The sequence below is a fragment of the Niveispirillum sp. genome, assembly GCF_052437035.1.
Lineage (GTDB): Bacteria > Pseudomonadota > Alphaproteobacteria > Azospirillales > Azospirillaceae > Niveispirillum.
Window position 1 is genome coordinate 404,019 of sequence record NZ_JBQVOH010000002.1, and the last position, 22,843, is coordinate 426,861.

At 63.3% G+C, this 22,843-nt stretch carries 25 protein-coding genes and 1 pseudogene; 19 read left to right on the forward strand and 7 right to left on the reverse strand.

The window, feature by feature from the left end; genetic code table 11:
• Window positions 1-106 precede the first annotated feature (106 nt).
• From thiE to ACT6Q8_RS06965, 3 genes are all read right to left on the reverse strand, one after another.
• Window positions 107-733, reverse strand: a complete 627-nt coding sequence (thiE, locus tag ACT6Q8_RS06955) for a thiamine phosphate synthase (protein WP_444734609.1) — start codon at window positions 731-733, stop codon at window positions 107-109.
• A 140-nt stretch (window positions 734-873) separates the two neighbouring features.
• On the reverse strand, window positions 874-1,803 hold the full coding sequence (locus ACT6Q8_RS06960) for a class I fructose-bisphosphate aldolase (protein ID WP_444734610.1): 930 nt from the start codon (window positions 1,801-1,803) through the stop codon (window positions 874-876).
• 122 nt (window positions 1,804-1,925) lie between these two features.
• The gene (locus ACT6Q8_RS06965) at window positions 1,926-2,372 is read right to left on the reverse strand and encodes a hypothetical protein (RefSeq protein WP_054166107.1); all 447 of its coding nucleotides are present in this window, start codon (window positions 2,370-2,372) and stop codon (window positions 1,926-1,928) included.
• Between the two features lie 138 nt (window positions 2,373-2,510).
• Between ACT6Q8_RS06965 and ACT6Q8_RS06970 the strand changes: the two genes are divergently transcribed.
• The 11 genes from ACT6Q8_RS06970 to ACT6Q8_RS07020 all read left to right on the forward strand — a co-directional run bounded on the left by ACT6Q8_RS06970 (window position 2,511) and on the right by ACT6Q8_RS07020 (window position 12,867).
• Window positions 2,511-2,861: a DUF1428 domain-containing protein gene (locus ACT6Q8_RS06970; RefSeq protein WP_054166106.1), complete on the forward strand. Its 351-nt coding sequence runs from the start codon at window positions 2,511-2,513 to the stop codon at window positions 2,859-2,861.
• Between the two features lie 81 nt (window positions 2,862-2,942).
• Entirely contained in the window at window positions 2,943-3,878 is a 936-nt protein-coding gene (locus tag ACT6Q8_RS06975; RefSeq protein ID WP_444734611.1) for a DUF3034 family protein, read from the forward strand.
• A 4-nt stretch (window positions 3,879-3,882) separates the two neighbouring features.
• Entirely contained in the window at window positions 3,883-4,359 is a 477-nt protein-coding gene (locus ACT6Q8_RS06980) for a group I truncated hemoglobin (protein ID WP_054166104.1), read from the forward strand.
• 93 nt (window positions 4,360-4,452) lie between these two features.
• Entirely contained in the window at window positions 4,453-4,776 is a 324-nt protein-coding gene (locus ACT6Q8_RS06985) for an ArsR/SmtB family transcription factor (RefSeq protein WP_054166103.1), read from the forward strand.
• Window positions 4,769-5,311 carry an SRPBCC family protein gene (locus ACT6Q8_RS06990; RefSeq protein WP_054166102.1) on the forward strand — a complete coding sequence of 181 codons (543 nt, stop codon included), beginning with the start codon at window positions 4,769-4,771 and terminating at the stop codon, window positions 5,309-5,311. The genes ACT6Q8_RS06985 and ACT6Q8_RS06990 overlap by 8 nt, the downstream gene beginning before the upstream one ends.
• Window positions 5,312-5,438: 127 nt before the next feature.
• Window positions 5,439-6,683 carry a Bcr/CflA family multidrug efflux MFS transporter gene (locus ACT6Q8_RS06995; RefSeq protein ID WP_082371954.1) on the forward strand — a complete coding sequence of 415 codons (1,245 nt, stop codon included), beginning with the start codon at window positions 5,439-5,441 and terminating at the stop codon, window positions 6,681-6,683.
• Window positions 6,684-6,746: 63 nt separating this feature from the next.
• Window positions 6,747-7,043: a type II toxin-antitoxin system ParD family antitoxin gene (locus ACT6Q8_RS07000; RefSeq protein ID WP_054166101.1), complete on the forward strand. Its 297-nt coding sequence runs from the start codon at window positions 6,747-6,749 to the stop codon at window positions 7,041-7,043.
• A 6-nt stretch (window positions 7,044-7,049) separates the two neighbouring features.
• On the forward strand, window positions 7,050-7,391 hold the full coding sequence (locus ACT6Q8_RS07005) for a type II toxin-antitoxin system RelE/ParE family toxin (RefSeq protein WP_054166100.1): 342 nt from the start codon (window positions 7,050-7,052) through the stop codon (window positions 7,389-7,391).
• Window positions 7,392-7,414: 23 nt separating this feature from the next.
• On the forward strand, window positions 7,415-9,610 hold the full coding sequence (locus ACT6Q8_RS07010) for a primosomal protein N' (protein ID WP_444734637.1): 2,196 nt from the start codon (window positions 7,415-7,417) through the stop codon (window positions 9,608-9,610).
• 95 nt (window positions 9,611-9,705) lie between these two features.
• Entirely contained in the window at window positions 9,706-11,640 is a 1,935-nt protein-coding gene (locus tag ACT6Q8_RS07015) for an alpha/beta hydrolase family protein (RefSeq protein WP_444734612.1), read from the forward strand.
• A gap of 117 nt (window positions 11,641-11,757) precedes the next feature.
• Window positions 11,758-12,867, forward strand: coding sequence for a type I restriction endonuclease (locus ACT6Q8_RS07020; RefSeq protein ID WP_444739360.1), 1,110 nt, complete (start codon window positions 11,758-11,760; stop codon window positions 12,865-12,867).
• Window positions 12,868-12,918: 51 nt separating this feature from the next.
• Here ACT6Q8_RS07020 and ACT6Q8_RS07025 read toward each other — a convergent pair whose 3' ends face one another.
• Entirely contained in the window at window positions 12,919-14,064 is a 1,146-nt protein-coding gene (locus tag ACT6Q8_RS07025; RefSeq protein WP_444734614.1) for a divergent polysaccharide deacetylase family protein, read from the reverse strand.
• A gap of 280 nt (window positions 14,065-14,344) precedes the next feature.
• On the opposite strand from ACT6Q8_RS07025, the gene ACT6Q8_RS07030 reads away from it, so the two are divergent.
• From ACT6Q8_RS07030 to ACT6Q8_RS07050, 5 genes are all read left to right on the forward strand, one after another.
• Entirely contained in the window at window positions 14,345-14,947 is a 603-nt protein-coding gene (locus ACT6Q8_RS07030; protein ID WP_054166096.1) for an anthranilate synthase component II, read from the forward strand.
• 19 nt (window positions 14,948-14,966) lie between these two features.
• A complete protein-coding gene (gene trpD, locus ACT6Q8_RS07035; protein ID WP_444734615.1) occupies window positions 14,967-15,992 on the forward strand; it encodes an anthranilate phosphoribosyltransferase in 1,026 nt (341 codons plus the stop codon).
• On the forward strand, window positions 15,989-16,807 hold the full coding sequence (trpC, locus tag ACT6Q8_RS07040) for an indole-3-glycerol phosphate synthase TrpC (RefSeq protein ID WP_444734616.1): 819 nt from the start codon (window positions 15,989-15,991) through the stop codon (window positions 16,805-16,807). The genes trpD and trpC overlap by 4 nt, the downstream gene beginning before the upstream one ends.
• Window positions 16,804-17,289 carry a cyclic pyranopterin monophosphate synthase MoaC gene (gene moaC / locus ACT6Q8_RS07045; protein ID WP_444734617.1) on the forward strand — a complete coding sequence of 162 codons (486 nt, stop codon included), beginning with the start codon at window positions 16,804-16,806 and terminating at the stop codon, window positions 17,287-17,289. Before trpC ends, moaC begins: the two co-directional genes overlap by 4 nt.
• 106 nt (window positions 17,290-17,395) lie before the next feature.
• Window positions 17,396-18,595, forward strand: a complete 1,200-nt coding sequence (locus ACT6Q8_RS07050; protein ID WP_444734618.1) for a molybdopterin molybdotransferase MoeA — start codon at window positions 17,396-17,398, stop codon at window positions 18,593-18,595.
• A gap of 12 nt (window positions 18,596-18,607) precedes the next feature.
• Here ACT6Q8_RS07050 and ACT6Q8_RS07055 read toward each other — a convergent pair whose 3' ends face one another.
• Together ACT6Q8_RS07055 and ACT6Q8_RS07060 are read right to left on the reverse strand one after the other, a co-directional pair.
• Complete coding sequence (locus ACT6Q8_RS07055) at window positions 18,608-19,135, reverse strand: methyl-accepting chemotaxis protein (RefSeq protein ID WP_444734638.1); 528 nt, start codon at window positions 19,133-19,135, stop codon at window positions 18,608-18,610.
• A gap of 30 nt (window positions 19,136-19,165) precedes the next feature.
• A pseudogene (locus ACT6Q8_RS07060) lies at window positions 19,166-20,287 on the reverse strand (PAS domain-containing protein); the annotation flags it as partial.
• A gap of 372 nt (window positions 20,288-20,659) precedes the next feature.
• Here ACT6Q8_RS07060 and lexA point away from each other — a divergent pair.
• Window positions 20,660-21,406, forward strand: coding sequence for a transcriptional repressor LexA (gene lexA, locus ACT6Q8_RS07065; RefSeq protein WP_054166091.1), 747 nt, complete (start codon window positions 20,660-20,662; stop codon window positions 21,404-21,406).
• A gap of 103 nt (window positions 21,407-21,509) precedes the next feature.
• Window positions 21,510-21,734, forward strand: a complete 225-nt coding sequence (locus ACT6Q8_RS07070; RefSeq protein ID WP_054166090.1) for a hypothetical protein — start codon at window positions 21,510-21,512, stop codon at window positions 21,732-21,734.
• Window positions 21,735-21,761: 27 nt separating this feature from the next.
• Here the strand turns inward: ACT6Q8_RS07070 and ACT6Q8_RS07075 are convergent, their stop codons facing one another.
• Window positions 21,762-22,046: an acylphosphatase gene (locus tag ACT6Q8_RS07075; RefSeq protein WP_054166089.1), complete on the reverse strand. Its 285-nt coding sequence runs from the start codon at window positions 22,044-22,046 to the stop codon at window positions 21,762-21,764.
• A gap of 219 nt (window positions 22,047-22,265) precedes the next feature.
• Between ACT6Q8_RS07075 and ACT6Q8_RS07080 the strand changes: the two genes are divergently transcribed.
• Window positions 22,266-22,823 (forward strand): GNAT family N-acetyltransferase, encoded by a 558-nt coding sequence (locus tag ACT6Q8_RS07080; protein WP_054166088.1) that lies wholly within the window; start codon window positions 22,266-22,268, stop codon window positions 22,821-22,823.
• Window positions 22,824-22,843: the final 20 nt, after the last annotated feature.

The window sequence follows — 22,843 nt, forward strand, 5'->3', positions numbered from 1 at the left end:
TCGAGGGCGAGGGGTAGAGTTTTCGTCCCTCGCCCGCTTGGCGGGAGAGGGTGGGGCCCGTCGGCGTCAGCCGATGGGAGGGTGAGGGAGCGACGCCCCCAGACCCTCACTCCCCCGCGATCACCGTGTTGAACGCCTTCACCGCCGCCGCCGGCCCATCCTTATATCCCCAGACCCCGCCGCTGACGGCCAGGAAGTCGGCACCGGCATCGACCAGGACGCCGCAGTTTTCCACCGTGATGCCGCCGATGGCCACGCAGGGCACTTCCATCATTTCCTGCCACCAGGACAGGATCTCCGGCTCGGCCCGCGCCTTGGGGTCCTTGGTGGCCGTATCGAAGAAGGCACCGAAGGCGACGTAATCCGCCCCATCCTCACCGGCCACCATCGCCAGATGCCGGCTGTCATGGCAGGTGACGCCGACGATGGCGTCGCGGCCCATGAGCTTGCGCGCCTGGGCATAAGGCGTGTCTTCTTGTCCGACATGCACGCCGTCACAGCCGCCAGCTGCCGCCAGATCGGGGCGGTCGTTCAGGATCAAGGCCACCTCGCGGCCCTGAACCACGGGGCGCAGCGCGTCGATGGCGCGGCGGATGACATCGTCGCCCACATCCTTCAGCCGCAACTGCACGCACGCCACATCACCCGCATCCAGCGCCGAGGCCAGCAGGGCGGGGAAGGTGGAGAGATCAATCTTAGGCGGGGTGATCAGGTAGAGGCGGCAGTCGGACATGGTTTTCTCTGAACAATAAAGAAAAGGCCCGGCGGGATGAACCACGCCGGGCCCCTTGTTGGGCACTATATAGCAAGGGTCAACGGTCTTGACCCCTGCTATCCACGCCGAGCGGCGCAGAAGGGAACGGGGGCCAACCCTTATTCCTTGTTCTGGTAGATGCGCACCAGCTTGTCCAGCAGGGCCAGCGCGTCCTCGCGGCTACGCTGGAAGGCGTTGCGGCCGATGATGGAGCCGTTGCCGCCGCCGTCGCGGATGGCGCGGGCATCCTCATACACCGCATCCTCGCCCTTGGCGGCGCCGCCGGAGAAGACGACGATGCGGCGGCCGTTGAAGCAGGCCTGGGTGATGTGCTTCACGCGGTCGGCCAGCGTGTCGCGCGGGATATTGTGCTTTTCATAGATTTTGCGCGCCTCGTCCTGTTCCAGGTCGGCGGTCGGCAGCTTGACCTTGATGATGTGGGCGCCCAGCAGGGCCGCCATGTGGGCGGCATAGGCGTCGACGTCCAGCGCCAGCTCGCCCTTCTTGGAGATGTCGCCGCCGCGCGGGTAGGACCAGATGACGGTGGCGATGCCCTTGGACTTCGCCTCCCGCGACAGCTCGCGGATTTCCTCATACTGGCCGAACATGGCGTCGGAGCCGGGATAAATGGTGAAGCCGATGGCCGAGCAGCCCAGGCGCAGCGCGTCGTCGACGCTGGCGGTCACGGCCTGATCGGCGGCTTCCTTCTGACGCGACAGGCTGTTGGCGCTGTTCATCTTGAGGATCAGCGGGATGGAGCCGGCGAAGGTGGCGGCACCAGCTTCCAGCGGGCCCAGCGGGGCGGCATAGGCCGACAGACCGGCATCGATGGCCAGCTGGAAATGGTAATGCGGGTCATAGGCGGCGGGGTTCATGGCGAAGCTGCGGGCCGGCCCATGTTCGAAACCCTGGTCGACGGGCAGGATCACCAGCTTGCCGGTGCCACCCAGGCGGCCTTCCATCAGGATGCGGGCGAGATTGGCCTTGGTGCCGGGATTGTCGCTCTCATACCAGGAAAGGATTTCCTTAACGCGGCGGGTCAGCTTCATCTTCGTTTTCCTGCCATTTCTGCGGGGCGGCGGCCCCTATGTCGGTGCGGGTTTGATATCCCACAGACGGGTGTAAAGCAACGTGACGGCGTTACGGGGTAATCTCTGAAATTCCGTTACATTTATTTGAAATCAAGGACTTGGGTCAGGTGTTGCCGTAGGGTGGCACCACGGTTGCGCCGCCAGCACACCTCTGTCACAGGCTGGGACAGACGGTGCAGACGGGCCCCATGCGCCTCTGTCAACGATGTCAGACGCGTGTCAACGCTGTCACCGATTCCGGGTCCGGGCGAAATGGCGATGTCGGTACAGCCGGCGCGCAATGCCCCCAGCACCAGACCCGGCAGATCGGCGCAGTCCAGCACGGCCAGGAAGGGGCCGGTTGCAATATTACCCCACGCGTTCTGCAGCCCCGCCCACCAGCCGGCCCCGGCCAGCCCCGTGATGCCCGGTGTGGAAACCAGCCGCACGGGCCGCCCGTCCGCGATCTCCAGCACCATACGCCCGGCCTCCAGCCCGTCCACGCGGATGGCGGGGGTCTGTGACCAATCGATGTCGGGCCGTGTCATAGGGTCGTTCCAGGGGTGGCGATGCGTCCAGGAAAGGACATTGCCGCGAAGGATGCAAAAAAAATCGCTGCCCCTGTCGGGAAGGGCAGGGCACCATCGTCCTTGGGGCTGGGTCAAACAACGCGGTGGGAGGTTCCTATGTATGTCGATGGTTTCGTGTTGCCGGTGCCGAAGGACAAGATCGATGCCTATAAGGCACTGGCGACGCTGGCGTCCCAGGTCTGGATGGAGCATGGTGCCCTGTCCTATGTCGAATGCGTCGCCGATGATGTTTCCTATGGTGAGGTGACGTCGTTCCCCCGGTCGGTTCTGGCCAAGGAAGATGAGATCGTGATCCTGGCCTGGATCACCTATCCATCCCGCGAGGTGCGCGACGCCTGCAACGCCAAGGTCATGGCCGATCCGCGCATGCAATGCGATGTCGGCTCCGCGCCGTTCGACACCAAGCGCATGTTCTTCGGCGGATTCACGACGCTGGTGGTCGCTTAAGGATATTGTCCGGCCCCTGGACCAGCCGCCCCGTTCGTTCTACCTCCTGATGTGGAGAGAAGGGCAAGCAAAGGGGGCGGCATGGTCCGGGGTTTGGGATTGCTGGCCGGTATCACGGCCATGGCGTTGGCTGGGCCGGCGGCGGCGCAGATCGTGGTAGGCAAGCCCACCAAGACGGCGACGGTGCGTCCGCGCGCCCTGGAGACAGCTCCGCAGGAAAATACCGGCGGCAAGCTGCTGGCGACCGGCGGTGTGACGCAGGTTGAAGGGGCGGGCGGTGGCGGCCTGACGCCTTGGGCCGTCATCACCGGCTATGGTACCGATGATCAGGTCGGGGCCAATGCCTTCCTGACCAAGGTCTATGCCGATGATTACCGCCTGACCGCCTATGGTGGCGCCATCGGCCTGTTCGACCGGGTCGAACTGTCGGCGGCCAAGCATGTCTTCGACACGCGCCAGGTGGGCGCCGCCCTTGGCCTGGGCAAGGGGTATGAGTTCCGGCAGACGGTGCTGGGCGCCAAGGTGCGGCTGTTCGGCGATGCCATCATCGACCAGGATAGCTGGGTGCCGCAGGTATCCGCCGGTATCCAGTACAAGGACAATGAACGCGACAGTCTGTTGAAGGCCATCGGCGCGCGCAGCGGCAATGGTACGGACTTCTATGTCTCGGCCACCAAGCTGCTGCTGGACTATAGCCTGCTGCTGAACGGTACCGTCCGCATGACCAAGGCCAATGAGATCGGCATTCTGGGCTTTGGCGGCACCGGCAATGGCTATGAACCGATGCTGGAAGGCAGCGCGGGGTATCTGATCAACCGCAACCTGCTGATCGGGGTGGAATATCGGTCAAAGCCGGACAATCTGGCCATCGTCAGGGAAAGCGACTGGGTTGATGTGTTCGTGGCCTGGGTGCCGACCAAGAACGTCTCCCTGACCGTCGCTTATGCTGACCTGGGCACCGTTGCCATCCGGGACAAGCAGAAGGCGCTTTATCTTTCCCTGCAAGTGGGGTTCTGACGCCATGGCAAACCTGAAACACCTGCTGTTGGCCGGGCTTCTGGCGTTCTCCGCCCCGGCCCTGGCCGCCGACACGGCCGCCTTTGATGCCTTTGGCGGCAAGGCGGGGATCGACCGCCTGGCTACCGATTTCGTGACGCGCATGGAGCAGGATGCCAAGATCGGCGCCTTCTTCAAGGACAGCAATCCGGAACGGCTGCGCAAGATGCTGGCCGACCAGTTCTGTGCCGAACTGTCCGGCCCCTGCACCTATACCGGCCAGACCATGCAGCAATCCCATGCGCGGTTCGAGATCCGGCGGGAGCATTTCAACCGACTGGTGGAGATTTTGCAGGATACGATGAACGTGCAGGGCGTGCCCTTCTGGGCGCAGAACAAGCTGCTGGCCAAGCTGGCGCCTATGGCACGTGACGTCATGCATAATGCCGAGCGTACGGGCCTGCCGGTTGCCCCTCTGGCACCGCCGCCCAAGCCGGAATGAGATGATGGCGCCGTTCCCGGTGGGGATGGCGCCATTTTTCGGGCCCGTTATTTTTGATTTGACTTAATTAAGTAAATAACGAAATATCATCCCATGGACAGCTTCACCGCCCTTGCCGACCCGACACGCCGTTCGATCCTGGAAATGCTGGGGCAGCGCGCCCTTGCCGCTGGGGATATCGTCAGCCGGCTTCAGGCCCAGGGCAGCATCAGCGCCCCCGCCGTTTCCCAGCATCTGAAGGTGCTGCGCGAAGCGGAACTGGTGCGGGTGCGGGTGGAGGGGCAGCGCCGTATCTACAGCCTGGACCCGGCGGGACTGGACGCGATGGATGCCTGGATCGCGCGGCTGCGCGGTTTCTGGGCGTCGCGGCTGGATGCGCTGGAACAGGCACTGCTGGAGGATCAGGGAGATGAGTGATTTTGGCGTGGTGACAGAGGCGGGTGCCGTACGGTTCGAACGGCTGCTGCCGGGGCCGCTGGAAAAGGTCTGGTCCTTCCTGACCGACAGCGAGAAGCGGGGACGCTGGCTGGCCTTCGGGGAAATGCAGGGCAGGGTGGGCACCCCTTTCCGCCTGGAATTCCACAATACCAAGCTGGGGCTGGGCGATACCGACATCCCCGCCAAATATCAGGATAATTGCCAGGATGGCGTCTCCACCCATGGCCGCATCCTTGCCTGGGAACCGGGGCGGCTGCTGTCCTTCACCTGGGCGGAGGACAGCCAGCCGTCGGAGGTGACAATCGAACTGTCGTCCGTGGGGGACAAGGTCCGCCTGATCCTGACCCACCGCCGCCTGGGTGGGCATGGCATGATGATCAGCGTGGCCGGCGGCTGGCACACGCATCTGGAAATCCTGGCCGCGCAATTGGAGGGGCAGCTGGCCCCTGGCTTCTGGACCCGGCATACGGCGCTGGAGGCTGAATACGACCGCATGCTTGGTGGGCAGGGTTGAGGGGTCGCGCCATGCGGTGGGTGGGCGGCTGCCATCGGGACAGGCTTGATGTGCAGTGCGGCGGCCGGTGCTTTAATTAATGCACCGCCCGGTACCAACCGGGTGATCGGTTCAGGATCAGCACATCATGCGCAGCGGTGACATCGGGAACATTCCCACCGAACAGGCGGCGGGCGGACAGGCCATTGCCGTTGGCGGCGGGTTGCCGCCCGGCACCAGCTTTACATGGTTCGTGGTGGTCATGGGCTTTCTGACCATGTTCGGGCCGATGGCCATCGACATGTATCTGCCGGCCCTGCCATCCATCGGCGCTGATCTGCATGCCGATCAGGCGGCAGTGCAGATGACCCTGTCGATTTTCCTGATCGGTTATGGTGCCGGACAGTTGCTGTGGGGCCCGCTGGGCGACCGTTATGGCCGCAAGGGACCGGCGGCGATTGGCGTGGCTTTATTCATCCTGGCCAGTGCCGGCTGTGCCCTGGCGCCCGATATCTGGTCGCTGACGGCGTGGCGTTTCCTGCATGGTGTCGGGGCCTGCGCGGCGCCCGTCATCGCGCGGGCCATGGTGCGCGACAGTTTCGACCGTGACCGGGGCGCGTCCGTCATGTCGCTGATGATGCTGGTCATGGGGGTGGCCCCCATGCTGGCACCGCTGGCGGGCGGGCAGGTGCTGGATCATGTCGGCTGGCGCGGCATATTCTGGTGCCTGTGCGTTTTCGGGCTGCTGGCGGGGCTGGGCCTGCTGACGGTCAAGGAAACGGCGCGGCCTGTGGGCTACCGCTCGGGTGGCCTGCTGTCCAACTATGCTTTGCTGCTGCTGGACCGGCGGTTCATGGGCTATGCCCTGTCGTCGGGCTTCGTGTTTGCCGGGATGTTCGCCTATATCTCCGGCACGCCGTTTGTTTACATCGAACATTTCGGGGTGGCGCCGGAACATTTCGGCTTCCTGTTCGGCATCAATGTCGTGGCGCTGATGATCGCCAATGTCGTGAACAGCCGGCTGGTCCTGCGGTTCGGTGTGGACCGCATGATGGGCTGGGGCATTCTGGCCACTGCCGGCATCGGCGCCGTTCTGATCGTCACCGGCGGGTTCGGCATTGGCGGCGTGTTCGGCGTGGCCATTCCGCTGTTCTTCTATCTGGGTGCGCTGGGTCTGGTGGGGGCGAACGGCATGGCGGGATCGCTGGCCGCCTTTCCGCACATGGCAGGCACGGCATCATCCCTGTCGGGGGCCTTGCAGCTGACCATCGGTGCCGTCGCGGGCGGCATCGTGGGGGCGCTGTCCACCGGCGGCTCGCCCCTGCCCATGTGCGCCGTGCTGTGCGGCTGCGCCCTGGCCGGGCTGGCGTCCGACCGGCTGCTGAAACGCTAAGACCGGTTCCATTGGCATGATCTGCCAATTGTGGGAGAATGGGGCCTGATACGGAGGTGCCCCATGCCCACGCGCAATGTCGTCCTGACCGACCATCACGAAAAAGTGATCGAGGAACTGGTGCGTTCTGGCCGCTACCAGAATGCCAGCGAGGTCCTGCGCGAAGGCATCCGCCTGATCGAACGGCGCGAGGCGGCGGACAAGGCCAGGCTGGAGGCGTTCAACGCCGCTGTGCAGGCGGGGTTGGACGATCTGGAGGCCGGTCGGTATGTCGAGTTCGACAATGTCGACGATCTTGACGCCTACTTGGAGCGCCTTGGCGAAGAGGCCTCCGAGCGGGCAGCTACCAGATCCCAGTAGTCGACAATGAAGCGGTATAAGCTTACCGAACTGGCGGCAGGCGACATCAAGGGCATTTCTGACTATACCGGTGCCAACTTTGGCAATCCGATGCGGAAAACCTACAATGAGCTAATCCGACTAGGTGTCGCCAGCATCGTGTCAGAGCCGCGCCGGCGTGGTGTGACGGTCGTTCGGCATTCGGGAGAGAGTTTGCTCACTTATCACCTGCGTCACGTTAAGCAGACGCAGGTAAAGGCCCCCCGGCACCTGATTGTTTACCGCCTGTCGGCGAATGGCTTCATAACGATACTGCGCGTCCTGCACGAAAGCATGGATATCAGCCGCCACGTGGATAACGACAATTGACCGGTGATCTGCTTTCCGGGGTGATGGCGCCATCGGCGCGCGTGCGGGTGCAGCTGCCCTTGCCGCTGCCTGAACCCTATGATTACCGCGTGCCCGGCGACATGGCGCTGGTGCCCGGTTCCTATGTGGAAGTGCCGCTGGGGCCGCGCCGCCTGTTCGGTGTGGTCTGGGCCGATGGGGATGGGCAGGGAGAGCGGGTGGAGGAGCGCAAGTTGCGCCCCGTCATGCGCGCCATCGACCTGCCCCCCATGCCGGAGATCACGCGGCGGTTTGTGGAATGGGTTGCGGCCTACACGATGTCGCCCGTGGGGGCCGTCCTGCGCATGGCCGTGTCGGTGTCCGCCGCCCTGGAGGACCCGCGCGCCCTGACCGCCTATACGCGCAGCGATGCCCCGGTACCGGACGACCTGCGCCTGACCCCGGCCCGCAAGCGCATCCTGGAAATCCTGTCCGACGGGCCGCCGCGTCTGGCCGCCGATGTGGCGGCCGAGGCCGGGTGCGGAACGGGTGTGGTCAGGGGGCTGGCGGAGGCGGGTGTGCTGACCACCGTTCCTATGCTGGCCCTGCCGCGCTTTCCCCGGCCCGACCCGGATGCCAATCCCAAGACCCTGTCGGGCGCACAGCGTCTGGCCGCCGATGATCTGTCGGCCAAGGTGTCGGCCGGTGGCTATTCGGCGACGCTTCTGGACGGGGTTACCGGATCGGGCAAGACCGAGGTCTATTTCGAGGCCGTGGCCGCCGCCCTGCGCACCGGCAAGCAGGCGCTGGTCCTGCTGCCGGAAATTGCCTTGTCGGCGCAATGGCTGGACCGGTTTGCGCAGCGGTTCGGGGTGCGCCCCGCTGAATGGCATTCGGAAATGGCCCCGCCGCTGCGTCGCCATACCTGGCGCGCGGTCGCCAAGGGGGAGGCGCGGGTGGTGGTGGGCGCGCGGTCGGCCCTGTTCCTGCCCTATCCCGATCTGGGCCTGATCGTGGTGGATGAGGAACATGAGGCCGCCTTCAAGCAGGAAGACGGTGTCATTTATCATGCCCGCGACATGGCGGTGGCGCGCGCCCATCTGGGCCGGTTTCCCATCGTCCTGGCATCGGCAACCCCGTCGCTGGAAACGCTGGTGAATGCCGAAAATGGGCGCTACAGCCGCATCGACCTGCCGTCGCGCCATGGCGGGGCCAGCATGCCCGATGTCACCCTGATCGACATGCGGCGCAAGGAACAGGCACCGCCGGCAAGACAATGGCTGTCGCCCGTACTGCGCGAGGCGCTGTCCCAGACCATGCTGGCCGGCGAGCAGGGGATGCTGTTCCTGAACCGGCGTGGCTATGCGCCTCTGACCCTGTGCCGCGGCTGTGGCCACCGGCTGCAATGCCCGAACTGTACCGCATGGCTGGTCGAACACCGGCTGACCAAACGCCTGCAATGCCATCATTGCGGTTATCAGGCAAAAAGCCCAGATGCTTGCCCGGAATGCGAGGCGGAAGGCAGTTTCGTGGCCTGCGGCCCCGGTGTGGAGCGGGTGGCGGAGGAGGTGGCGGCCCTGTTCCCCGATGCCCGCATCGCCATGATGACCTCCGACACCCTGTCCGGGCCGCAGGCTTTGCGCACGGTGATTGAGCAGGTGAAGGAGGGAGCCGTCGATCTGCTGATCGGTACCCAAGTCATGGCCAAGGGCCACCATTTCCCCATGCTGACACTGGTCGGTGTGGTCGATGCCGATCTGGGGCTGGCCGGGGGTGATCCGCGCGCCTCTGAACGCACCTTCCAGTTGCTGCATCAGGTGGCGGGACGGGCGGGGCGCGAGGAACGGCCCGGTCGGGTCATGCTGCAAACCTATATGCCGGAGAACCCGGTCATGCAGGCGCTGGCCAGCCATGACCGCGACAGTTTCCTGGCGGTGGAGGCCGATCAGCGCCGGCAGCTGGAGATGCCGCCGTTTGGCCGCATGGCCGCGCTGATTGTGTCGGGTGAGGATGAAGGGGCGGTGGACGCCATCGCTGCCGCCCTGGGCCGGGCCGCACCGCGCGACCGGGAGGATCTGACGATTCTCGGCCCTGCACCGGCCCCGCTGGCTATCCTGCGCGGGCGATACCGCCGCCGGTTGCTGATCAAGGGGCCGAAAACGCTGTCATTGCAACCTGTCCTGTATGATTGGCTGAGCAGGGTCGAGGTGCCCGCATCCATACGTGTGCAGGTTGATATTGATCCTTACAGTTTCCTCTAGCGCGTGTGCGCGGCCCTTTACCGGGTGGCGGGGAATATTCTACGCTCCATTTCAGTTCAAGGCGTTGGGGAACGCCACAGAAACGGGGAGTGGGAATGCGTGGATTGTGGGGTGCGGCCCGGTTCGCCGGTGCGCTGCTTGTCGGGCTGTATGGTGGTGCCGCACTGGCGGAGGCCGTACCCGAAATCCCGGTGGATTTTTTCGCCCACCAGCCCGTGATGGCCGATGTCGACATGTCGCCCGACGGCAGCCATGTCGCCTTCCTGGCCCCCGTCAGTGGCCGCCAGCATCTGGTGGTGCGCAAACTGCCCTTGACCCCGGGGGAGAAGCCCGCCGTCATCGGCCCGTCGGATGCGGAGATCATCGGCTTCGACTGGATCAGCAATGAGCGCCTGCTGGTCCGCATCCTGACGACCGAGAAGATGAGCACCAGTGACGGTCGCAAGCCCCTGCGCTTTACACGCACCGTGTCCATGTCGCGCGATCTGAAGGAAATGAAGGTCCTGTTGCAGCGCCCGCCCGACAATGGCTATTTCCTGCAGCACACGCCGATCCTGCAATTCATCGATGATGAATATGTGCTGGCCGCGTTTCCCACCGATGATGGCCCGTGGCCGGGTGTGGTGAAGCTGAACGTGATCACGGGTGCCTTTACCCGCGTGCGTCGCCCCATCCGGAACGTCACCGAATATATTCCCGACCCCACGGGCGAAATCCGCATCGCGGAAACCTATGACGACCGCAGGCTGGAAAGCCGGTACCTGCGCCGCGTCGCGGGCGGCGATTTCGAATTGATGATGAAGAACAAGGTGCTGGAGGATGATGGCGGCTTCGGCATTCTGGGCTTCGATGCGTCGGGCCAGAATCTGTTCGTGGCGTCCCGGCATGAGGGCGACCGTTCCGCCGTCTATAAATATGATCTCACCAATGACCAGATGGGGGAGAAAGTCGCCAGCGATCCGCGCTTTGATGTGAGTAGCGCCGTCGTTCAGCGAGGCGCCGTGGTGGCTATCGCCTGGATGGACGATCTGCCGCGCCGGCAATGGCTGGACCCCGCCGTTCAGAAGCTGCAGGACGCGCTGGACAAGGCGCTGCCCGACAGCCGGGAGATCGTGATCGACACGGCAGCCGACGGCAACCTGATCTTGGTCGCCAGCTATGCCCTGAACGCGCCGACTACCTATCGCATGTTTGATCGCCGAACCAAGGAATTCTCGCTGTTCGGTGACACCTATCCCGCAATTCCGCAGGAAAGTGTCAGCAAGCGGCAGCCCATCACCTACAAGGCCACCGATGGCACGGAGATCCCCGGCTATCTGATCCTGCCGGTGGGGGTGGAGGGCCGGAACCTGCCCTTCATTATTATGCCCCATGGCGGGCCATTCTCCCGCGATGACGGCACGTTCGATGTGATGGCGCAGTTCCTGGCCAATCGTGGTTATGGCGTGCTGCAGCCTAATTTCCGTGGCTCCACCGGCTATGGCGCCGCCTTCAATGAGGCGGGTGAAAAGCAGTGGGGCGGCTTGATGCAGGATGATGTCACCGATGCCACCAAATGGGCCGTTGCCCAGGGCTATGCCGACCCCAACCGCATGTGCATCCTGGGATGGTCCTATGGCGGCTATGCGGCGTTGATGGCGGCGGTGAAGACGCCCGACCTGTTTAAATGCGCCGTTGCCACGGCACCGGTGGCCAATCTGGAACGGCTCTATGAAGAGGTGAAATCGTCAGGCTTTGGCAACATCACGCGCGGCCTGTATTTCGGCGACAATCCCGACGCGCTGAAACCCATCTCCCCCTATCATCAGGCCGACAAGATCAAGGTGCCGATCCTGCTGGTGCATGGCGATCTGGACTATCAAGCCTCCGTCGCCCACAGCCGCGACATGCGCCGCGCCCTGGAACGGGCCGGAAAGCCAGTCGAGTATGTGGAGATCAAGGGCATGGACCATTCGCCCATCGTCACGGCACAGATGAAGACCGTGCTGGAGGCGTGGGAGAAGTTCTTGAAGACGCATCTGGGGAAGTAAGGGTATGGACTATATCCAAGCTTGCCTCATCGGATAATTTGATTCAAAAATATAAACCTGAAGTCAGTTCGACTGGCGGTCTGATATCATCAACCTGTTCTATGTGGTGTAAGAATTATGGAAATGCAGGACAAGGTTCGCAATCTGGTTGGTAGAATTGAAAAGCATCGTGGGAGTATTCTTACCGAAGAAGCATGTAAAACTGCATTCGTAATGCCGTTCCTGAACATGCTTGGGTATGATGTTTTTAATCCAGATGTGGTTGTGCCCGAATTTGTTGCGGATGTTGGGATAAAAAAGGGTGAAAAAGTCGATTACGCTATCCGTGTGGGCGGACAGATATCGATCCTAATTGAGTGCAAGTGTTCTTCTGCAAATTTGAAGGAAGTCCACATGTCTCAATTGTATCGGTACTTTCATGTCACGGAAGCAAAATTTGCAATTCTTACCAATGGAATTGAGTATTGGTTTTATACGGATATAGATGAACCCAACAAGATGGATCAGATACCATTCTTCAAATTTAACTTCCTGTCTCACAGATCGGCAGATGTACTTGAGCTTCAGAAATTTTCCTCAGATCAGTTCAATGTAGACAACATTGTTTCGACCGCGAATAATCTTAAATATAGTTCTGCATTGAAGAATGAATTCTCTAAAGAAATAACGAGCCCGTCTGACGAATTCTGTAAGATTCTTGTATCCCGTATTGTCTCTGGTAGCATGACAAGTAAGGTTAAAGAAAAATATTATGGACTTGTAAAATCAGCAATAAATGATGCGCTGGCAGATATACTAAGCGACCGAATTTCCAGCGCTCTTGACATGACTTCAGGCGCGGCAACTTCCTTGGCGCGTAGCGGTTTTGTCGAGCCGGTGCCTCAGCCGGTGTCCGCTCCCACTATTGAGGTGCCCCAGAAGTCAGAAGGTGAGGAGGAGGTAGTTACGACCCAAGAAGAGTTGGAGGGTTACTACGTTGTGAAGGCGATTGTTAGGAATGTGATTTCCGGTGAAAGGGTCAGTATCAGAGATGCCAAAAGTTATTGTGCCATTCTGGTTGATAATAACAACCGTAAGCCACTGGCTCGACTGCATCTGAATAGCAAATCTGTGAAATATATCGGCCTGTTCAGGGGTAAGGATGAAGAGAAATTTAAGATTGAGAACATTGATGATATATATAAGTACGACGAAATGCTGCGTGAAACAGCCCGGCAATATGTCTAAATTCAGCTTCTGAACCTATAAAACACCCTGGCGTCATCGCCGGGGTGTTTTTCATTTTACCGCCGCCGTCAGCGGCACCAGCTGGAACCCCTTTTCCGACAGGGTCGGTAGCCATTGGGTCAGTGCGGCGATGGTCACGTCGTGGGGATGGCCGATGGCAATGGCGAGGCCGTTCTTGCGGGCGATCTGTTCGACCTTGGCCAGCGATGCCGCCACACCCTGTGCCGTCATCACATGGTCCAGGAACACGTCGCGCGACAGCATCGGCACCTGATAATGGGCCGACAGGGGGCCGGCGGCGGTGTTGGCGGTGGTGCGGCTGTCCAGGAACAGCAGTCCGCGCGCACCCAGTTCCGCCATCACCACGGCCATGCCCGTGCTGTCGGCGGTGAAGCGGCTGCCCATATGGTTGTTGATGCCGACAAAGCCCTGGAAGGATGACAGGTTGGTGGACAGGCGCTGACGCAGCGTCGCCTCGTCCAGGCGGGTCAGCAGGGCGCCAGGGCCGGGATCATCCTTGCCGGTCGGTTCCATGGGCATATGCACGATCAGTTCATGGCCATGCGCGCGGGCCTTTCCCGTCTGCTGTGGCAGGTCGCGGGCATAGGGCAGCCAGGCCAGGGTCAGGGGGCCGGGCAGGGCGGCCACCTTTTCCGACCGGTGCCGGTCCACGCCCATATCGTCAATGACGATCACGATGCGCGGATGACCGTTGGGGGTGGGGGCCGCCACCGCGAAATGTTTCCAGGCGGGCGTACCGGCGGGTGCAGCCACCAGCGGGGGCAGGGGGCGTGGCAGTGCGGCGGGAAGGGCGGCCACCTGTGCCGGCGGGGCGGCGGGGGACGTCGCTGGTTCTACCGATGCCGGCGGCTGTGCGGGGAAACTGGGCGGCGCGACCGGCACGGTCGGCGCGGCACCGGGGCGGGTGGGCAGGTCGGCGGTTTCCGCCGCCTCCTCATCGCTGGCATCCTCCGGCTCGTCAGCACCGCTGGCGTCCGCCTCTTCCTCCATCGGGGTCAGGGCAGGGCCGGCGGCCACGGGGTGATAGCGTTCCTGGCCCAGCAGGGCCGTCATCCCCCCCGCCACCAGCACCAAGGCGGCCAGCGCCAGGGCGATGCGTCCGCCTGTACCCAGGCGTGACAGCCAGAGCAGGGCCAGACGCCGGGCGCGGACCACGCTGTCCCGGCCACGCTTCACGGCACCCGCCCCAGTGCGCACGCGCGGGCGCTGCGGCCCTCTGCCGGTGCGGGGACGGTTGCTGTTTCCGGCGGGTCGGGGCTTCTGGGGCGGCATGGGGCGAGCGACCTTGGCAACGGGAACTGGAACGATTTACTGCTACAAATACGGGACCCGGCGCAATGCCCCTGCCGCAATGCCGCCCGCCGCCGGGGACAGGGCTGCACAGGCTGGAAATCATCGCTGTCAGTCTGTAGGCTTCGCGGTCCAAGGCCTTGGGGGCCGATAGCGGAATAGAGCCATGCTGCTGTTCATCGACAATTACGACAGTTTCACCTGGAACCTGGTGCATTATCTGGGCGAATTGGGCGCTGAGATGGCGGTTTGGCGTAACGATTCCCTGTCCGTGGATGAAGCGCTGGCCTTGAAGCCGGAAGCCATCGTCCTGTCGCCCGGCCCCTGCGACCCGGACCGGGCCGGCATCTGCCTGCCCCTGATCCATGCGGCGGCGGAACATAAGATCCCCCTGATGGGCGTGTGCCTGGGCCATCAGGCCATCGGGCAGGCCTTTGGCGGCAAGGTCATCCGCGCGCCGGAGCCGATGCATGGCAAACTGTCGGACGTTTTCCATGAAGGGCGCGGCCTGATGGCCGACCTGCCCAGCCCGTTCAAGGCCACGCGCTACCATTCCCTGATTGTGGAGAAGGAAACGCTGCCCGATTGCCTGGAGGCGACCTCCTGGCTGCCGGACGGGATGATCATGTCCTTGTCGCACAAGATCCTGCCCATCCATGGCGTGCAGTTCCACCCGGAAAGCATCGCGTCCGAACATGGGCACAAGATCTTCGACAATTTCCTGAAACTGGCCGGCGTGACCCGTGGTCCGCAGCTGCGCGTGGCGTGAGGGCCGGATGTCAGGGGATATGGGAGATTTCAAGGCGCTGCTGGCCAAGGTCGCTACCGGCGCTACCCTGAGTGATGAGGAGGCGGAACACGCCTTCGCCATCATCATGTCCGGCAATGCCACACCGGCCCAGATGGGCGGGTTCCTTATGGCCCTGCGCGTGCGCGGCGAAACTGTGGGGGAGATCACGGGCGCGGTGCGTGCCATGCGTGCCAAGGCCCTGAAGATCGAGGCGCCGGACGGCATCATCGATACCTGCGGCACCGGCGGGGATGGGGCGCATACCTATAACATCTCCACCGCCGTGGCCTTCGTCATCGCGGGCTGCGGTGTGCCGGTGGCCAAGCATGGCAACCGGGCGATTTCGTCCAAATCCGGGGCGGGGGATGTGCTGTCGGCGCTGGGCGTCAATCTGGATGCCGATTTCACGCTGGTGAGGCGGGCACTGTTCGACGCCAATATCGGCTTCCTGCTGGCCACCCGTCACCACACCGCCATGCGCAATGTCGGGCCGACGCGGGTGGAACTGGGCACGCGCACCATCTTCAACCTGATGGGCCCGCTGTCCAACCCGGCGGGGGCGCAGCGGCAGCTCATGGGCGTCTATGACGCCAAATGGGTGGAACCGCTGGCGCAGGTGCTGCGCAACCTGGGCTCCACCCGCGCCTGGGTGGTGTCGGGGGCCGACGGGCTGGACGAGATCACGACCACTGGCCCCACCCATGTCGCCGAACTGCGCGATGGGCAGGTGCGGCGGTTTGAGGTGACGCCGGAACAGGCGGGCCTGACCCGCGTCACCCTGGCCGACCTTCGCGGTGGCACGCCGGAGGAAAATGCCGACGCATTGCGCGCGGTGCTGTCGGGTGCCACAGGGCCTTATCGCGACATCGTGCTGCTGAATGCGGCTGCTGCCCTTGTCGTGGCCGATGCCGTGCCCGACCTTAGGGTGGGCGTGGCCAAGGCCGCCGATTGTATCGCATCCGGTCAGGCCAGTCTGGCGCTGGACCGGCTTGTCTCCATCACCAACACACCGTTGACGCTATGAACAGCCAACCCGACGTCCTGGCCCGCATCAATGCCGATAAGGCCGAGCATGTGGCCCGCGCCAAGGCGGCCCGCCCGCTATCCGTGGTGACCGACCTTGCCAAGGCGCAGGCCACCCCGCGCGGTTTTGCCAAGGCCCTGGAAAACACCGTCGCGGCGGGCCGCTGGGCCCTGATCGCGGAGATCAAGAAGGCCAGCCCGTCCAAGGGGCTGATCCGGGCGGATTTCGACCCGCCAACCCTGGCGCGCGCCTACCGCGACGCCGGCGCCACCTGCCTGTCGGTGTTGACCGATGTACCCTATTTCCAGGGTGATGACGGGTTCCTGGTGGCGGCGCGGGCGGCGGTGGACCTGCCGGCGCTGCGCAAGGATTTCATGATCGATCCCTATCAGATCGTGGAAAGCCGGGCGCTGGGCGCTGATTGCATCCTGCTGATCATGGCCTGCCTGGATGATGTCCTGGCCCGTGAGCTGTATGACGCCACGGTCGAACTGGGCATGGACGTCCTGGTGGAGGTGCATGACGAGGCGGAGATGGAACGCGCCTTGAAGCTGCCGGGCGGCCTGCTGGGCGTGAATAACCGCAATCTCAAGACGCTTGCCATCGATCTGGCGACGACGGAGCGCCTGTCGGCCATGGTGCCGGCGGGCCGGCATCTGGTGGCCGAAAGCGGCATCCACAGCCCCGCCGACCTGACCCGTCTGGCCCAGGCCGGCGCCCGCCGCTTCCTGATCGGTGAAAGCCTGATGGCCAAGCCGGACGTGACGGCGGCGACCAAGGCCTTGCTTTCCACCCCCATGATCGAGGCGGCATGAACAGCCCGCTCACCCATTTTGATGAGGCTGGCAACGCCGCCATGGTCGATGTTTCGGCCAAGGATGAAACGGTGCGCATCGCTACCGCGCGCGGCCATATCGCCATGAAGCCGGAAACCCTTTCCCTGATCCGCGATGGCGGCATGGAAAAGGGGGACGTGCTGGGCGTGGCGCGGCTGGCCGGCATCATGGCGGCCAAGAAGACGCCCGACCTGATCCCGCTCTGCCACCCCCTGATGTTGTCCAAGGTCGCCGTCGATTTCACCATCGACGAGGCCGGGTCCAGGGTGGAGATCGAGGCGACGGTGAAGCTGAAAGGCCGCACCGGTGTGGAGATGGAGGCATTGACCGCCGTGTCGGTGGCCGCACTCACCATCTATGACATGTGCAAGGCAGTCGATAAGGGCATGGTGATCGGCGGCGTTCACCTGTCCTACAAGGAAGGTGGGAAGAGCGGGACCTATGTGGGGGCGGGGGCCTGACCGCCCCCCCATCGGCGAAATATCGCCTTTCCATCACCCTTGCCCCGTTGCAGGGCGTGATATATGCCCCAATATGTCGCGTCCATCGACAGACGGAGCCTGTGATTTGATCCCGCTTTCCGAGGCCCGCGCCCGCATCCTGGCGGCGGCGAAGCTGTTGCCCGCTGAACAGGTGCCCATCACCCAGGGGTTGGGCCGTGTTCTGGCCGCCGATGTCGTCGCCCGCGTCACCCATCCGCCGACGGCGGTCAGTGCAATGGATGGCTGGGCCGTGCGTACCGCCGATATATGCGCCTTCCCCGTTACCCTGACCCGTATCGGGGAGGCGCCGGCGGGCCGGCCCTTCGCGGGCATGGTCGGGCCGGGGCAGGCGGTACGCATCTTCACGGGCGGGGCACTGCCTGATGGGGCCGATACGGTGGTGGTGCAGGAGGATGCCGATGATCATGGTGCCACCGTCACGTTAAGGGACGGTGGGGGGCCTGGCCGTTGGGTGCGTCCGGCGGGGCAGGATTTCAGCGTCGGGGATGTCGGTGTGCCTGTGGGGCGCCGCCTGACGGTGCGCGATCTGGCGCTTACCGCCTCCATGAACGTGCCCTGGCTACGCGTGCGGCGGCGCCCGCGTGTCTCCATCCTGGCGACCGGCGATGAGGTGGTGATGCCCGGCGATACGCTGGCCGCGGGGCAGATCGTCAGTTCCAATTCGCTGGCGCTCTGCGCCCTGGTGCGGCAGTTGGGTGGGGAGCCGGTGGATCTTGGCATTGCGGGTGACAGCGCCGACAGCCTGTCCACCCTGGTGGCTGCCGCGTCGGGCACCGACCTGCTGGTCACCATCGGCGGCGCGTCGGTGGGGGAGCATGATCTGGTCCGCTCCGTCTTAGGCGCCGCCGGACTGGAGCTGGATTTCTGGAAAATCGCCATGCGGCCGGGCAAGCCACTGATGTTCGGGCAGATGCATGGCGTGCCCATGATCGGTCTGCCGGGCAATCCGGTGTCGGCCCTGGTCTGCGCCTGGCTTTTCCTGCGCCCGCTGCTGCTGGCCATGCAGGGGCTGCCCAGCGATGATGAGGTGCGAGACGCGGTGCTGGCCCGAGATATGGGCGCCAATGACAGCCGCGCAGATTTCATCCGCGCCAAACTGTCGACCGACGGTGAAGGGCGGCTGGTCGCCGAACCGTTCCCCAAGCAGGATAGCGGTATGTTGAGCCGTCTGGCCTGGGCCGATTGCCTGATCCTGCGCGCGCCTCACGCCCCGCCGGTCAAGGCCGGGGACCGGGTGCAGGTGATGCCGCTGGACGCGCTGTAACGGCGGACGAGGTTATGCCCCGATCCGCGCCGCCTCCTGCGCCGCGCGGTTCATGTTGGCCGACATTTCGCCGGCTACCGCACTTTGCTGTTCCACGGCGACGGCGATGGAGCCGACATAGTCATTCACCTGCCCGATGGCACCCTGAATGCTGCCCAGGGTGCTGACGACTTGACCGGCGGTATCGCGCAGGCCGGCAATATCATCAGCGATGCGGTCGGCGGCGGCGCGGGCCTGGGTGGCCAGGCTTTTCACCTCCTGCGCCACGACGGCGAAGCCCTTGCCGGCATCCCCGGCGCGCGCCGCCTCGATGGAGGCGTTGAGGGCTAGCAGGTTGATCTGCCCCGTGATGCCGGTGATCAGGTTCACGATATCGACCATGCTGTCCGACAGGTTGGTCAGGCGCGCGGTCACCGTGCCGGCGTCATCAACGCGGCGGTTGGCGGCCTCTGCCTCGTCGCGTGACTTGCGCATGCTGTCGGCGATCTCGCGGATGGAGGCATTCATCTCCTCCGCCCCGGCGGCCACGCTTTCCATCATGCCGCGCACATATTCGCTGCGCTGCCGGGCCAGCACCTGCCGCGTCACGTCGGTGGCATATTTCACGACCTTGTAGGGCTTTCCATCCAGCCCCAGGATCGGGTTATAGGACGCCTGAATCCAGACATCATGCCCGTCCTTGGCGCGGCGACGGAACTCGCCCGCCTGATATTCCCCCTCGGCCAGCCTCTGCCAGAAGGCACGGTAGTCGGCGCTGTTCCGCTCCCCCTCCGGCATGAACAGGGAATGGTGGCGACCTTCAATTTCCTCGGCCCGGTAGCCGAGTGCCGACAGGAAATTCTCATTGGCGGCGATGATGGTGCCGTCCAGCGTAAACTCGATCACCGCCTGACTTTTGGAGATGGCCTTCAACTGGCTGGCCCGGTCGCTGTTCAGGCGCTTCTGTTCCGTGATGTCGGACGCAAACTTCACGACCTTGGCAACATTGCCGTCGGCATCCAGAATGGGGGTGTAGGTGGCCTGGATCCAGATGTCGCCGCCATTGCGCCGAACACGGCGGAATTCCCCCCCGAAGAACTCACCGGCGGCAAGCCTTTCCCAGAAACGGCGATACTCCGATGTTTCCCGGTCCTCTGTCGGCATGAACTGTCGATGATGCTTTCCCTCGATCTCCGACAGGGAATAGCCCAGCGCGTTAAGGAAATTCTCGTTCGCGGTCAGGACCTCCCCCTGCGGGGTGAACTCGATCACGGCCTGGGTGCGGTTGATGGCGGCAATCTGGCCGGCCATGTCGGCATTGCGGTGAACGGCGTCTGTGATGTCACTGGCCAGCTTCACCACCCGGATCACCCGCCCGGCACGGTCCAGGACAGGGTTGTAGGTCGCGCGGATCCAGACATCCCGGCCCTGCCGGTCAATCCGGCGGAACACGCCCGATTGAAACTCCCCGCGTGCCAAATGATCCCAAAAATCCTTGTAGCTTTGCTGTTGGTGATCGCTAACTTTCAAGAACATGCGATGGTGTTTTTTAACGATATCGGCCAGGGAATATCCAAGCGCATCGAGAAAGTTCTGGTTGGCATCCAATATCACGCCGGTTGGATCAAATTCGATAATACATTGAGAAATATCTATTGCTTTATGCAAGGCTGAGAGTTTTGCAGCCTGATTGCTACGAAATGAAAAAGACATTCTGATTTTTCCCGTATTTGAGAATTCGAATTGTCGGTTATAGCTGAGTTTTGGCCCGAAACCGGCAATACCAACGAGATTTATCTATAAAGGGCCTAAAGGATTAGACGTTATCGACGCTTAGCCTTCATCGGGATGGTTGTTAACCTGAACTATCTGTGATGTCCATATAACGTTCGGAATAGTGTGATTATTAGCAAAGGATAATTATCCCGAAAGGTTGTAGTCAGCTTGGCCGATCCCCATCCTGCAACGTGCAGCTGATGCGAACCAAAATAGAACATTGCTTGGCGTTCCGTTATTGTTCTATAGTGATGTCGGTCACAATGACGGTGCCGGATGGGCGGTCATCGTCGCGGGTGAGGGGATGTCATGCTGACGCGCAAGCAACAGGAACTGCTGTTCTTCATCAATGAACGCCTGAACGAGGGCGGGGTTTCGCCTTCTTTTGACGAGATGAAGGATGCGCTGGGCCTGAAATCTAAATCCGGCATCCACCGCCTTATCACTGGTCTGGAGGAGCGTGGCTTCATCCGCCGTCTGCCCCACCGCGCCCGCGCGCTGGAGGTGCTGCGCTTGCCGGAAAAGCCGATGCCCAAGGCCAAGGTAGCGCCCGCCGCCCCGGTATCCGCACCGGCACCCGCCGCGTCGGACGTGTCGCCACGTTTCAAGCCCAACGTCATCAAGGGCGATTTCCGCAACAGCCTGCCCGGTCGTCAGGCCAGCAACGATGCCGAAGCGGTGGCCCTGCCGCTTTATGGCCGCATCGCTGCCGGTCTGCCGATTGAGGCGATGCGCGACAATTCGGTGACCATCGACATCCCGGCCTCCATGCTGGCGGCGGGTGACCATTACGCACTGGAAGTGGCCGGCGACAGCATGATCGAGGCCGGCATCCTGGATGGAGATACCGTCATTATCCAGCGCTGCGAAACGGCGGAGAATGGCACCATCGTGGTGGCCCTGGTCGATCAGCAGGAAGTGACCCTCAAGCGCCTGCGCCGCAAGGGCAATTCCATCGCCCTGGAACCCGCTAACCCCAATTATGAAACCCGCGTCTTCGGCTCTGACCGCGTCAATGTGCAGGGCCGTCTGGTCGGCCTGATCCGTCGGTATTGAGCGGGCATCACGCGCCTTAATCCGGTCATGGGCCGGCCCCGGTTTCGCCGGGTGCCGCGTCCAGATTGGGGATTGTTGTCCCTGTCTGGAATGGTGCTGCCCGATGCATGTCCTGGCCCTGTCACCCTGGCGGCTGCTGCCGCTTGCACCTTTGCTTGTGCTGCTTTCGGCCTGCGCCAGCCCATGTCAGCGCATTGATAATGAGCTGCGGCAACTGAATGCCGATACGATCCGCGATCCCGCCATGGCATCCGATGGCCGCTATCTGTCCCGGTTCCAGGAACTGGCCGCGCAATCGGTGGAAAAAGGCTGTCTGGGTGGACGGTAGGCGCCGCCCGGTGGCGGCGCTTGCCCTTCATTCCGTCGGGCGCTGATCAAAGCCGGTCAGGCCGGGATCGGCGCTTTCCGCAACCTTCACATTGATGACGATGGCGTTGGGCGGGCCTTTCCAGCAGGCGTCCAGCATGGCATCGACATCGGTGCTTTGGCCTGCAAACAGGGCCTCCACGCTGCCATCGGCGCGGTTGCGGACCCAGCCATCCAGTTGCCGGGCACGGGCCTGTTCCACGGTCCAGCCGCGGTACCAGACACCCTGGACACGGCCCGTCACAATGACGCTGACGGCGCGCCTGTCTTCCATGGGATTTGTCATGAATGTCTCGCTCTCTTTGGACCTATCCAGCCCAAGCGGGCGGCACTTGTCAATCACCCTCGCCAAGTCCACGTTTCTGGGGCAGCATGGATCGGCCCGGTTTTCGAGTGACTGCAAATGGCGGCGACGCCTTGGGGGATTGTAAGACCTGCTCTCAGCGCCGACAGTCTGTGCGGCTTAGAGCAGGATGACCTATCCGGAGGGGGCATGACCGCCAGCCTGATCCGTCCCGCGACTATATCCGATGCCCCCGGCATCGCGCATGTGCATGTCGAGAGCTGGCGATCCACCTATCCCGGCATGCTGCCCGACCGTTATCTGGTTGGCCTGTCCACGGCAACCCATGAAAAGCGCTGGCGCGGGCTGCTGACCGGTGCGCCGCCACGGGGCCGCCGCACCTTTGTCGCGTCCAGCGCGGGGCGCATCGTCGGCTTTTCCTCCTGCGGACCGCAGCGCACGGGCCTGCCGGGCTTCGACGGGGAGTTCTACGCGCTCTACCTGATCGATCAGGCCCAGGGCATGGGGATGGGCCGCCGCCTGCTGGCCGCCATGGCCCAGCATTTCCTGGCCGCCGGCACCCAGGCGGCCATGGTCTGGGTGTTGCGTGAGAATCCTTCACGCTATTTCTATGAACGGCTGGGCGGGCAAATGCTGGCCGAACAGCCGATCAGTTTTGCCGGTGCCCACCTGATGGAAGTGGCCTATGGCTGGACCGATCTGGTCCCGCTGGCCCGTCTCGCGGCGGACCCCCCTGTGGAAGGGTAGGTCACGCCTGTCCGCGCGCA